Annotated in this window: 10 protein-coding genes and 1 riboswitch; of the genes, 9 read left to right on the top strand and 1 reads right to left on the bottom strand. The window is 61.9% G+C overall.

What is annotated here, in order from left to right:
* Nucleotides 1-82 precede the first annotated feature (82 nt).
* The 7 genes from ACW9IN_RS06590 (at nucleotide 83) to astE (ending at nucleotide 7,927) form a co-directional block, all read left to right on the top strand.
* Complete coding sequence (locus tag ACW9IN_RS06590) at nucleotides 83-1,303, top strand: aspartate aminotransferase family protein (RefSeq protein WP_457365123.1); 1,221 nt, start codon at nucleotides 83-85, stop codon at nucleotides 1,301-1,303.
* A 199-nt stretch (nucleotides 1,304-1,502) separates the two neighbouring features.
* Entirely contained in the window at nucleotides 1,503-2,522 is a 1,020-nt protein-coding gene (aruF, locus tag ACW9IN_RS06595) for an arginine/ornithine succinyltransferase subunit alpha (protein ID WP_457365124.1), read from the top strand.
* 51 nt (nucleotides 2,523-2,573) lie between these two features.
* The gene (astA, locus tag ACW9IN_RS06600; protein WP_457365125.1) at nucleotides 2,574-3,602 is read left to right on the top strand and encodes an arginine N-succinyltransferase; all 1,029 of its coding nucleotides are present in this window, start codon (nucleotides 2,574-2,576) and stop codon (nucleotides 3,600-3,602) included.
* On the top strand, nucleotides 3,599-5,065 hold the full coding sequence (astD, locus tag ACW9IN_RS06605; protein WP_457365126.1) for a succinylglutamate-semialdehyde dehydrogenase: 1,467 nt from the start codon (nucleotides 3,599-3,601) through the stop codon (nucleotides 5,063-5,065). Before astA ends, astD begins: the two co-directional genes overlap by 4 nt.
* 176 nt (nucleotides 5,066-5,241) lie before the next feature.
* Nucleotides 5,242-6,588, top strand: a complete 1,347-nt coding sequence (astB, locus tag ACW9IN_RS06610; protein ID WP_457365127.1) for an N-succinylarginine dihydrolase — start codon at nucleotides 5,242-5,244, stop codon at nucleotides 6,586-6,588.
* A gap of 35 nt (nucleotides 6,589-6,623) precedes the next feature.
* Nucleotides 6,624-6,911: a topoisomerase II gene (locus tag ACW9IN_RS06615; RefSeq protein WP_457365128.1), complete on the top strand. Its 288-nt coding sequence runs from the start codon at nucleotides 6,624-6,626 to the stop codon at nucleotides 6,909-6,911.
* Nucleotides 6,912-6,922: 11 nt separating this feature from the next.
* Entirely contained in the window at nucleotides 6,923-7,927 is a 1,005-nt protein-coding gene (gene astE, locus ACW9IN_RS06620; protein ID WP_457365129.1) for a succinylglutamate desuccinylase, read from the top strand.
* 36 nt (nucleotides 7,928-7,963) lie between these two features.
* On the opposite strand, the gene ACW9IN_RS06625 is transcribed toward astE, so the two are convergent.
* Nucleotides 7,964-8,473 (bottom strand): 6,7-dimethyl-8-ribityllumazine synthase, encoded by a 510-nt coding sequence (locus tag ACW9IN_RS06625; RefSeq protein WP_457365130.1) that lies wholly within the window; start codon nucleotides 8,471-8,473, stop codon nucleotides 7,964-7,966.
* A 96-nt stretch (nucleotides 8,474-8,569) separates the two neighbouring features.
* Nucleotides 8,570-8,739, bottom strand: a riboswitch (FMN riboswitch).
* A gap of 192 nt (nucleotides 8,740-8,931) precedes the next feature.
* Here ACW9IN_RS06625 and ltaE point away from each other — a divergent pair.
* Together ltaE and alaS are read left to right on the top strand one after the other, a co-directional pair.
* Entirely contained in the window at nucleotides 8,932-9,936 is a 1,005-nt protein-coding gene (gene ltaE, locus ACW9IN_RS06630) for a low-specificity L-threonine aldolase (RefSeq protein WP_457365131.1), read from the top strand.
* A gap of 146 nt (nucleotides 9,937-10,082) precedes the next feature.
* Nucleotides 10,083-12,701, top strand: coding sequence for an alanine--tRNA ligase (gene alaS, locus ACW9IN_RS06635; RefSeq protein ID WP_457365132.1), 2,619 nt, complete (start codon nucleotides 10,083-10,085; stop codon nucleotides 12,699-12,701).
* The last annotated feature ends 47 nt before the right edge of the window (nucleotides 12,702-12,748 follow it).

The following is a 12,748-nucleotide window of genomic DNA, read 5'->3' on the forward strand; positions in this document are numbered from 1 at the left end:
ACAAGGCCGCACTGAAAACTGTCCTTACAATCCCTGCATCGCCCGCCAGTTCCAGGCAGGCGTTCCTCTTCAGGAGACTCCGATGTCCGTTGAGCAAGCCCCGGTGCAACGTGCCGATTTCGACCAGGTCATGGTTCCCAACTACGCCCCCGCCGCGTTCATCCCCGTGCGTGGCGAAGGTTCCCGCGTATGGGACCAGGCGGGTCGCGAGCTGATCGACTTTGCCGGCGGCATCGCGGTCAACGTATTGGGCCACGCCCACCCGGCGCTGGTCGGTGCCTTGACCGAACAGGCCAACAAGCTGTGGCACGTCTCCAACGTTTTCACCAATGAGCCGGCCCTGCGCCTGGCGCACAAGCTGATCGACGCCACCTTTGCCGAGCGTGTGTTCTTCTGCAACTCCGGTGCCGAGGCCAACGAAGCGGCATTCAAGCTGGCCCGTCGCGTCGCGTTCGACCGCTTCGGCAGCGAGAAGTACGAGATCATTGCCGCGCTGAACAGCTTCCACGGGCGTACCCTGTTCACCGTCAACGTCGGTGGCCAGTCGAAGTACTCCGATGGTTTCGGCCCTAAAATTACCGGCATCACCCACGTTCCTTATAACGACCTGGCAGCGCTGAAAGCCGCTGTTTCGGACAAGACCTGTGCCGTGGTGCTGGAGCCGATCCAGGGCGAAGGCGGCGTGTTGCCGGCCGAGCTGGCTTACCTGCAAGGCGCCCGTGAACTGTGCGACGCCAACAATGCGCTGCTGGTGTTCGACGAAGTGCAGACCGGCATGGGCCGCAGCGGTCAGTTGTTCGCCTACCAGCACTACGGCGTGACGCCCGATATCCTCACCAGCGCCAAGAGCCTGGGGGGTGGTTTCCCGATCGCCGCGATGCTCACCACTGAAGCGCTGGCCAAGCACCTGGTGGTCGGCACCCACGGCACCACCTATGGTGGCAACCCGCTGGCGTGTGCAGTGGCCGAGGCGGTGATCGACGTGATCAACACCCCTGAGGTGCTGAATGGCGTCAAGGCCAAGCATGATCAGTTCAAGGCGCGCCTGGAGCAGATCGGCAAGCAGTACGGCATTTTCACCGAAGTGCGCGGCATGGGCCTGCTGCTCGGTTGCGTGCTGAGCGATGCGTTCAAAGGCAAGGCCAAGGACGTGTTCAACGCCGCCGAAAAAGAAAACCTGATGATCCTGCAAGCCGGTCCCGACGTGGTGCGCTTCGCCCCGAGCCTGGTGGTGGAAGAGGCGGACATCCAGGAAGGCCTGGACCGTTTTGAGCGTGCGGTGAAGGTGCTGACGCAAGGCTGATAGCGACACATTTATTGGCCGGACCGTTTCCAAGTGTGGGAGCGGGCTTGCCCGCGATAGCGGTGGATCAGCATCTGATCTATCAACTGACAAACTGCTATCGCGGGCAAGCCCGCTCCCACATTGGTCTTCGGGTGAGTCCCGACGGTGTGTCCGGTATTTTTTTCCTCTGTGAGTTTTCGAGTTAAGGAGTGACACCATGCTGGTGATGCGCCCCGCGCAAATGGCTGATCTGGGCGAGGTACAGCGTCTGGCTGCGGACAGCCCGATTGGTGTCACCTCCTTGCCGGACGATGTGGAACGCCTGAGCGACAAGATCGCGGCCAGCGAAGCGTCCTTCGCGGCCGAGGTGAGCTTCAACGGTGAAGAAAGCTACTTCTTCGTGCTCGAAGACACCGAGACCGGCAAGCTCGCCGGCTGCTCGGCCATCGTCGCGTCGGCCGGTTATTCCGAGCCTTTCTACAGTTTCCGCAACGAGACCTTCGTGCACGCCTCCCGCGAGCTGAAGATCCACAACAAGATCCACGTGCTTTCCCAGTGCCACGACCTTACGGGCAACAGCCTGCTCACCAGTTTCTACGTGAAACCCGAGCTGGTGGGTTCGCCGTGGTCGGAGCTCAATTCCCGTGGCCGTCTGCTGTTCGTCGCCAGCCATCCCGAGCGTTTTGCCGACTCGGTGGTGACCGAGATCGTCGGTTACAGCGACGAGCACGGTGACTCGCCGTTCTGGGACGCCATCGGTCGTAATTTCTTCGACCTCAACTACGCCGAGGCCGAGCGCCTGTGCGGGCTGAAAAGCCGCACCTTCCTCGCCGAGCTGATGCCGCACTACCCGATCTACGTGCCGCTGTTGCCGGATGAGGCGCAGGAAGCCATGGGCCAGGTGCACCCACGGGCACAGATCACCTTCGACATCCTCATGCGCGAAGGTTTCGAGACCGACCACTACATCGACATCTTTGACGGTGGCCCGACGCTGCACGCCCGGGTCTCGGGGATTCGCTCGATTGCCCAGAGCCGCGTGGTGCCGGTGAAGATCGGCGAGATGGTCAAGGGGGCGAGCCGCCAGTACCTGGTGAGCAACGCGCAACTGCAGGATTACCGCGCGGTGATGCTGGAGCTGGACTACGCGCCCGGCAAGCCGGTGACTCTGGACCTGGCAGCGGCGGAAGCCCTGGGCGTCGGCGAAGGCGCGAGCGTGCGCCTGGTAGCGGTTTAAAAGCGGAGTTTTGCGGGTGGCTGACAACAGCGGCCCGTTCGAGGAGATAGCATGATCGTTCGTCCCGTACGCAGCAGCGATTTACCCGCCCTGATTGATCTGGCGCGCAGCACCGGCACCGGCCTGACCACCTTGCCGGCCAATGAAGCGCGCCTGACCCATCGAGTGGGCTGGGCTGAAAAGACCTTTCGCGGCGACGCCGGGCGTGGCGATGCCGACTACCTGTTCGTGCTGGAAAACGACGAAGGCCGCGTGGTGGGCATTTCCGCCATCGCCGGTGCCGTCGGCCTGCGCGAGCCGTGGTACAACTTCCGGGTGGGCCTGACCGTCAGTGCGTCCCAGGAATTGAATATCTACCGCGAGATTCCGACGCTGTTCCTGGCCAACGACCTCACCGGCAATTCCGAGCTGTGCTCGTTGTTCCTGCATGCCGATTACCGCAGCGGGCTCAACGGTCGCATGCTGGCCAAGGCGCGCATGCTGTTCATTGCCGAGTTCCCGCAACTGTTCGGCAACAAGATCATTGCCGAGATGCGCGGCGTGTCCAATGACGCCGGGCGTTCGCCATTCTGGGAAAGCCTGGGGCGCCACTTCTTCAAGATGGAATTCAGCCAGGCCGACTACCTGACCGGGGTGGGCAACAAGGCGTTCATCGCCGAGTTGATGCCGAAGTTTCCGCTGTACACTTGCTTTTTGTCCGAGGACGCGCGCAGCGTGATCGGCAAGGTGCATCCCGACACCGAGCCGGCGCTGAGCATGCTCAAGAGCGAAGGCTTCAGCTATCAAGGCTATGTCGACATCTTCGACGCCGGCCCGGCGGTGGAGTGCGAAACCAGCAAGATCCGAGCGGTACGCGACAGCGAGACCCTGGTGCTGGCGATCGGCACGCCGGGAGACGATGCCACCCCGTTCCTGATCCATAACCGTAAACGTGAAGATTGCCGCATCACCGCCGCCCCTGCACGGCTGGCGGCAGGCACGCTGGTGGTCGACCCGCTCACCGCCAAACGCCTGCAACTGATCGCGGGTGATCAAGTGCGTGCCGTACCGTTGTCCGCTGCCCGGGAGTCCAAGTCATGAGTTCGTTGTATATCGCTGGGAGCTGGCTGGCTGGCCAGGGTGAACTGTTCGAGTCGCGCAATCCGGTTTCCCAGCAGGTGTTGTGGGCCGGTCATGGCGCCACGGTCGAGCAGGTCGAGTCCGCCGTGCAGGCCGCGCGCCAAGCGTTTCCGGCCTGGGCCCGGCGCCCGCTGGAAGAGCGTATTGCGATTCTGGAGACCTTTGCCGCCACCCTGAAAAGCCGGGCCGATGAGATCGCCCGGTGCATTGGCGAGGAAACCGGCAAGCCGCTGTGGGAGTCGGCCACTGAAGTCACCAGTATGGCCAACAAGATCGCCATCTCGGTACAGAGCTACCGCGAACGCACCGGCGAGAAGAGCGGGCCCCTGGGCGACGCCACTGCCGTGCTGCGTCACAAGCCCCACGGCGTGGTGGCGGTGTTTGGCCCCTATAACTTCCCGGGACACTTGCCGAACGGGCACATCGTGCCGGCGTTGCTGGCCGGCAACACCGTGTTGTTCAAGCCCAGCGAACTGACGCCGAAGGTGGCCGAGCTGACCGTGCAATGCTGGATCCAGGCTGGCTTGCCGGCGGGCGTGTTGAACCTGCTGCAAGGTGCGCGGGAAACCGGTATCGCCCTGGCGGCCAACCCGGGTATCGACGGTCTGTTCTTCACCGGTTCTAGCCGCACAGGCAACCATCTGCACCAACAGTTCTCGGGGCGCCCCGACAAGATCCTGGCCTTGGAAATGGGCGGCAACAACCCGCTGGTGGTGGACGAAGTGGCCGATGTGGACGCGGCGGTCTACACCATTATCCAGTCGGCGTTCATCTCCGCCGGCCAGCGTTGTACCTGTGCGCGTCGTTTGCTGGTACCGCAAGGCGCGTGGGGCGATGCCTTGCTGGCGCGCCTGGTGGTGGTCAGCGCCACCCTTGAAGTCGGTGCGTTCGACCGGCAGCCGGCGCCGTTCATGGGTTCGGTGATTTCCCTCGCGGCTGCCAAAGCCTTGATGGACGCCCAGGAGCTGCTGCTGGCCAACGGCGCGGTGGCGTTGCTGGAAATGACCCAGCCCCAGGACCAGGCTGCATTGCTGACCCCGGGCATCATCGACGTGACCGAGGTGACCGAGCGTGAAGATGAAGAGCTGTTCGGCCCGCTGTTGCAGGTGATCCGCTACGCTGATTTCGAAGCGGCGATTGCCGAGGCCAACAACACGCAGTACGGCCTGGCGGCCGGTTTGTTGTCGGATTCCGAAGCGCGTTACCAGCAATTCTGGCTGGAAAGCCGCGCCGGGATCGTCAACTGGAACAAACAACTCACCGGCGCCGCCAGTACCGCGCCGTTCGGTGGGGTCGGAGCGTCGGGCAACCACCGCGCCAGCGCGTATTACGCGGCGGATTATTGTGCATATCCGGTGGCGTCGCTGGAGACTCCAAGTCTGGCAGTGCCTGCGACGCTGACGCCCGGTGTAACACTCAAGTGAAGGTGGCACCGATCTAATGTGGGAGCTGGCTTGCCTGCGATACAGACGACTCGGTCTTTCAGTACAACCGAGGTGATGCTATCGCAGGCAAGCCAGCTCCCACAGTTAATCGGAATGACAGATATAGATCTGCAGTTGATGCCTATAAAAATACAGATGTTCGTGGAGCCTCGCCGATGAAATCCTATGAAGTCAATTTTGACGGTCTAGTGGGGCCGACCCATAACTACGGCGGTTTGTCCTATGGCAACGTCGCGTCCCAGAGCAACAGCCAGCAGTCTTCCAACCCGAAGGAAGCGGCGTTGCAGGGCCTGCAAAAAATGAAGGCCCTGATGGACATGGGTTTTGTGCAGGGGGTGCTGGCGCCGCAGGAGCGGCCTGATGTGGCGGCCCTGCGCAACCTTGGCTTCAGCGGTACCGATGCGCAAGTGATCCAGCAGGCGGCCAAGCAGGCCATGCCGTTGCTGGTTGCCAGTTGCTCGGCGTCGAGCATGTGGGTGGCCAACGCCGCGACCGTCAGCCCGAGCGCCGATACGGCGGATGGCCGCGTGCATTTCACCGCTGCCAACCTCAACTGCAAATATCACCGCAGCATCGAACATCCGACCACCAGCCGTGTGCTGGGGGCGATGTTTGCCGATCAGCAGCACTTTGCCCACCACGCGGCGTTGCCGGCAGTGGCGCAATTCGGCGATGAAGGCGCAGCCAACCACACGCGTTTCTGCCGCGACTACGGCGAGGCGGGCGTTGAATTCTTCGTGTTTGGGCGCAGTGCTTTCGATACCCGTTACCCTGCACCGCACAAGTATCCGGCGCGCCAGACGCTGGAAGCGTCTCAGGCGGTTGCCCGTTTGCACGGCCTGAAGGACGAGGGCGTGGTCTACGCCCAGCAGAACCCGGCAGTGATTGATGCGGGCGTGTTCCACAACGACGTGATTGCGGTGGGCAATGGCGAGGTGTTGTTCTATCACGAGGATGCCTTCCTTCAGACCGAGCAGATGCTCGCCGAGCTGCAGAGCAAGCTGGGCAAGCTGGGCGGCCATTTCCAGTCGGTATGTGTGCCGCGGGCCCAGGTCAGTGTCGAGGATGCGGTGCGTTCCTACCTGTTCAACAGCCAGTTGCTGAGCCGTGGCGATGGTTCGATGCTGCTGATCGTGCCCGAAGAATGCCGTGCCAACGAGCGTGTCTGGCAATACCTGCAAGGCCTCACCAGCTCCGGTGGCCTGATCCGCGAAGTGAAGGTCTTCGACCTCAAGCAAAGTATGCAGAACGGTGGTGGCCCGGCGTGCCTGCGTTTGCGCGTGGCCTTGAACGAAACCGAACTGGCGGCGGTCAATCCTGGCGTTATCATGACCGCGCCGTTGTACGACACGCTGACCCAGTGGGTCGACAAGCATTATCGCGACAGCCTGACCGAGTCCGACCTGGCTGACCCGCAATTGCTGCTAGAGTGCCGGACGGCATTGGATGAACTGACGCAAATCCTTAAACTGGGCTCGGTTTATCCTTTCCAGATCAATTAACGCCACTTTTTTACACCCATGGCTGAGAGCTATTTATGACCACCGACACCCTGAAGCTGATTCTCGAAGACACCGACGGCACCCAGCTGGAAACCTCCTGCACCCGCGTCGCCGTGGTCTGGCAGGGCAAGGAAATCTGGATCCAGCACGACGGTCGCGGCCAATTGCTGATCGGTGTGGACGTGGAAGAGGGTGACGCCGAGTACGCCAACCTGCTGATGCGTCCATTGGCCACCAACCTGATGAGCCTGCAACTGGAAATGGAACCCGCCGACCTCGAAGCTGACGACGATCACGTCCACGGCCCCGGCTGCAACCACTAAGGAAGCTGCTTATGCTCGCCCTCGGCAAACTGCTTGAACTGACCCTCGCCGGTCGTGAACCGGCGCAAAAAATTCAACTGACTGTCGACGGCGTGCAGATGCGCTGGCTCAGCGAGGGCGCGCTCGAAGTACGCCCGCCTGAAGCGAAGGACAACGGCAGCGACCTGTTGCTGTCGTCCGGCATCCATGGCAACGAAACGGCGCCGATCGAGCTGCTCGACCGCCTGTTGCATGGCATTGCCCGGGGGGAGATCAAACCCCGCACCCGTATTCTGTTCCTGTTCGGCAACCCCGAGGCCATGCGCCGGGGCGAGCGTTATCTCGAACTGGACATCAATCGGCTGTTCAACGGCCGTCATGAAAAAAACATCGGCCCCGAAGCGATGCGTGCCGCTGAACTCGAGCAATTGGCCCGCAGCTTTTTCAGCCTGCCGGGGCGTTCGCGCCTGCACTATGACCTGCACACCGCCATTCGTGGCTCCCGGATCGAACAGTTCGCGTTGTACCCGTGGAAGGAGGGGCGTCAGCATTCACGCCATGAGCTGGCGCGGCTGCGCGCTGCCGGCATGGAGGCGGTGCTGTTGCAGAACAAGACCTCGATCACCTTCTCGGCGTTTACCTACGAGCAGTTGGAGGCCGAGGCGTTCACCCTGGAGCTGGGCAAGGCGCGGCCATTCGGGCACAACCAGGGCGTGGACGTGTCACGCCTGGAAAACCGCCTCAAGCAGTTCATCGAGGGCAACGAGCCTACGTCCGACAGCCTGGAAGGTTTGCAGCTGTTTGCCGTTTCACGCGAGGTCATCAAGCACAGCGACGCGTTTATCCTGCACCTGCCGACAGACGTGGAAAACTTCTCGCCACTGGCGCAGGGGTACCTGCTGGCCGAAGACGTGGCCAAGACCCGTTGGGTGATCGAGGAGGAGGGCGCACGCATCATCTTCCCCAATCCGAAAGTGAAGAATGGGCTGCGGGCGGGGATATTGATTGTGCCGACCACCGAGGCCAGCCTGGCCTAAAAGAAAACCCGGTGCGTGCACCGGGTTTTTTATGCCTCAGACCGCGACGGCGCGAGGCTCGCTGCGACGGATCGCACGGACTTTCTGCAGGGTGTCGGCGCAGGTACGCGCGGCTTCCTGGCCCTTGTGCACGAAATGATCGTGGAAGAATGCCTGGTGTTCGCTGCCTGCGTGGAAGTGGTGCGGGGTCAGGGACACCGAGAACACCGGCACTTCGGTTTCCAGCTGAACCTGCATCAGGCCGCTGACCACCGATTGGGCCACGAAGTCGTGACGGTAGATGCCACCGTCCACCACCAGCGCGGCGGCCACGACGCCGGCATAGCGGCCGGTCTTGGCCAGCAGCTTGGCGTGCAGGGGCAGCTCAAAGGCGCCGCCGACTTCGAAGAAATCGATGTCCGATTCCTGATAGCCCTGGGCGATGATTTCGGCGAGGAAGCCTTTGCGACTCTGGTCGACAATGTCCTTGTGCCAGCAGGCTTGGACAAATGCGATACGTTCGCCGTGATGGTGTTTGGTCTTGCTGTCGATAGCGGTGGGTTGCATGTTCTGACTCCTGTTTAAGAAAAAAACAGGGCGTTATGAATCGAATGGGATTTAAGGGTACGCGAGCACGACAGGTGCGCGGCCCTCAGGTGCCAATCCCGTTCTCTCTTCATCCGGACTATGACCGTCGGCCCCGGGATCACACCGGGTCTGCTGACCTTGTCGCCGTCCTGCGTGAGCAGTTCGAGGCGCCAAGCGCTCGCGGGCTATGCACATTGCGCGCAATTACCGCCGGTGGGGAATTGCACCCCGCCCTGAGAACGTTGCCGCCAGAACCCTGGCGGCGGAGAGTTTTTAACACGGTTTTTCCAAAACTGCACCACCGCTGTATCGATAAGCTATATCGGTTTGTTTGGTTGGTATTCGATTGAAGGTGCCACGGGGCTTGATATTCCGTGGCGTTGCCCGCAGTAATCTGCCATAGAAAGGACTTTCCCATCCCCTCAGAGGCCTGCTCCATGACTGTGATTGACCTGCGCAGCGACACCGTGACCCAACCCACCCCCGGCATGCGCGAGGCAATGGCCGCGGCGCTCAGTGGCGATGACGTGTACGGTGAAGACCCCAGCGTCAACCTTCTGGAAGCCGAGTTGGCCAAGCGCCTGGGGCTTGCCGCCGCGTTGTTCGTGCCCACCGGCACCATGAGCAATCTGCTGGCGTTGATGGCGCATTGTGAACGGGGCGAGGAATACATCGTCGGCCAGCAGGCCCATACCTACAAATACGAGGGCGGCGGCGCAGCGGTGCTCGGTTCGATCCAGCCGCAGCCGCTGGAAGTGCAGGCGGACGGTTCTCTCGACCTGGACCAGGTATTGGCCGCGATCAAGCCCGACGATTTCCACTTCGCCCGCACCCGCCTGCTCGCCCTGGAAAACACCATGCAGGGCAAGGTGCTCCCCCTGGAGTACCTGGCCAGGGCGCGGGCGTTTACTCGTGAACATGGCCTGGCCCTGCACCTGGATGGCGCGCGTATCTACAACGCGGCGGTCAAGTTGGGTGTGGATGTGCGAGAAATTGCCCAGCATTTCGATTCGGTGTCGGTGTGCCTGTCCAAAGGGCTCGGTGCGCCGGTGGGCTCGGTGCTGTGCGGTTCCACGGCGTTGATCGCCAAGGCGCGACGCCTGCGCAAGATGGTCGGTGGCGGTATGCGCCAAGCGGGTTTCCTGGCGGCGGCGGGGCTGTATGCACTGGATCATCAAGTGCAGCGCCTGGTGGATGACCACGCCAACGCACAATGGTTGGGGGATGAACTGCGCAAGGCCGGCTACACGGTAGAGCCGGTGCAGACCAACATGGTCTATGTGCAGATCGGCGAGCGAGCGCAGGCGCTGAAGGCATTTGCCGCCGAGCGCGGGATCAAGTTGAGCGCCGCACCGCGCCTGCGCATGGTCACGCACTTGGACGTCAGCCGGGCGCAGATCGAGCAAGTCGTGCAGACATTCGTCGACTTTTCCCGAAAATGACAGTGCAGACCGTCTAATTGACTGTCTCTATCGCATAAACACGCTGTACCACCGGCAAAGGGCCGATATAATGCGGCCCTTTGCCGTCGCTTCGTCTGATGATGTTGCGCACTGGCCTTTGGCCGCAGCCTCCGTGGAAGAACCTAATGAAAAGCGCAGAAATCCGTGAAGCCTTCCTTCGCTTCTTCGAAGAGCAAGGTCACACCCGTGTCGCCTCCAGCTCCTTGATCCCAGGCAATGACCCTACCCTGCTGTTCACCAACGCGGGTATGAACCAGTTCAAGGACTGCTTCCTGGGCCAGGAAAAGCGCGCCTACACCCGCGCGGTCAGCAGCCAGAAGTGCGTGCGCGCCGGTGGCAAGCACAACGACCTGGAAAACGTCGGCTACACCGCCCGTCACCACACCTTTTTTGAAATGCTCGGCAACTTCAGCTTTGGCGATTATTTCAAGCAGGATGCGATCAATTTTGCCTGGACCTTCCTGACCGGCGTGCTGAAGCTGCCGAAGGAAAAGCTCTGGGTCACGGTGTATGCCAGCGATGACGAGGCCTACGACATCTGGACCAAACAGGTCGGCGTACCCGCCGAGCGCATGGTGCGTATCGGTGACAACAAGGGGGCGCCTTACGCGTCCGACAACTTCTGGACCATGGGTGATACCGGCCCGTGCGGTCCTTGCACCGAGATTTTCTACGACCACGGCGCCGACATCTGGGGCGGCCCGCCGGGCTCGCCAGAGGAAGACGGCGACCGTTATATCGAAATCTGGAACAACGTGTTCATGCAGTTCAACCGCACCGCCGATGGCGTGTTGCACCCGCTGCCAGCGCCGTCGGTCGACACCGGCATGGGCCTGGAGCGGATCAGTGCGGTGATGCAGCACGTTCACTCCAACTATGAAATCGACCTGTTCCAGAGCCTGCTGAATGCGGCTGCCAAGGCCATCGGTTGCGCCAACGAAGAACAGGCGTCGCTGAAAGTGGTGGCGGACCACATTCGCTCCTGCGGTTTCCTGATTGCCGACGGCGTGCTGCCGTCCAACGAAGGCCGTGGCTACGTGCTGCGTCGCATCATTCGCCGTGCTTGCCGCCACGGCAACAAGCTGGGCGCCAATGGCAGCTTCTTCTACCGGATCGTCGCGGCCCTGGTCGCCGAGATGGGCGAAGCCTTCCCGGAGCTCAAGCAGAACCAGGCGCATATCGAGCGCGTGCTGAAAGCCGAAGAAGAGCAGTTCGCCAAGACCCTGGAACAGGGCCTGAAGATCCTCGAGCAGGACCTTGCCAACCTGCAAGGTTCCGTGGTGCCGGGCGATGTGGTGTTCAAGCTCTACGACACCTACGGTTTCCCGATGGACCTGACCGGCGACATCGCCCGCGAACGCAACCTGACCCTCGACGAGGAAGGTTTCGAGCGCGAGATGGAGGCCCAGCGCGTGCGCGCACGTTCCGCCAGTTCCTTTGGCATGGACTACAACAGCCTGGTCAAGGTTGACGTTGCCACCGAGTTCACCGGTTACAGTGCCACCAGTGGTGTGGCCAAGGTGGTTGCCCTTTATAAAGAAGGCCAGTCGGTCGATGTATTGAACGAAGGCGACGACGGTGTGGTGGTCCTGGACCAGACCCCGTTCTACGCCGAATCCGGTGGCCAGATCGGCGACTGCGGTTTCCTCAAGGCGGCTTCCGGTCGTTTTGATGTGCGTGATACCACCAAGACCGGTGGCGCGTTCCTGCACCACGGTGTACTGGCTTCGGGCAGCCTGACAGTCGGTGCGCCGGTGGACACCCAGGTGGATGCCGATGTGCGCCACGCCACCTCGCTGAACCACTCGGCTACTCACTTGCTGCACGCGGCGCTGCGTCAGGTACTGGGCGAGCACGTTCAGCAGAAGGGTTCCCTGGTGGACAGCCAGCGTCTGCGCTTCGACTTCAGCCACTTCGAAGCGATCAAGCCTGAGCAGATCAAGGCGCTGGAAGATATCGTCAACGCCGAGATTCGCAAGAACACTGCCGTTGAAACCGAAGAAACCGATATCGAGACCGCCAAGGCCAAGGGCGCCATGGCGCTGTTCGGCGAAAAATACGGCGACAGCGTGCGTGTGCTGAGCATGGGTGGCGATTTCTCGGTGGAACTGTGCGGCGGTATCCACGCCAACCGTACCGGCGATATCGCCTTGCTGAAAATCATCAGCGAAGGCGGCGTGGCGTCCGGTGTGCGTCGTATCGAGGCGGTGACAGGCGCTGCGGCCCTGGCCTACCTGAATGCGGCTGAAGAACAACTCAAGGAAGCGGCCAGCCTGGTCAAGGGCAGCCGCGACAACCTGATCGACAAACTGTCCGCTGTGCTGGAGCGCAACCGCGCCCTGGAGAAGCAGCTGGAGCAGTTGCAAGCCAAGGCAGCCAGCGCGGCGGGCGATGATCTGTCGGCGGCTGCGGTGGACGTCAAGGGCGTGAAGGTCCTGGCCGCGCGCCTGGACGGTCAGGACGGCAAGGCGTTGTTGGCCTTGGTCGATCAGTTGAAGAACAAGCTCGGTCGCGCAGTGATCCTGCTCGGCGGTGTCCATGAGGAAAAGGTCGTTCTGGTTGCCGGTGTAACCAAGGACCTGACTGGCCAACTCAAGGCCGGTGATTTGATGAAGCAAGCCGCCGCGGCAGTGGGCGGGAAGGGCGGTGGTCGTCCGGACATGGCGCAAGGCGGTGGTGTAGACGCTGCCAGCCTGGACGCGGCCCTGGCCCTGACCGTGCCGTTTGTCGAGGCAGGTATTTAAGGCACTGATAACCGGCCCGTGGTCTAGTCGCGGGCAGGTTCGGTGCT

The sequence above is a fragment of the Pseudomonas sp. SDO5271_S396 genome, from assembly GCF_054071795.1.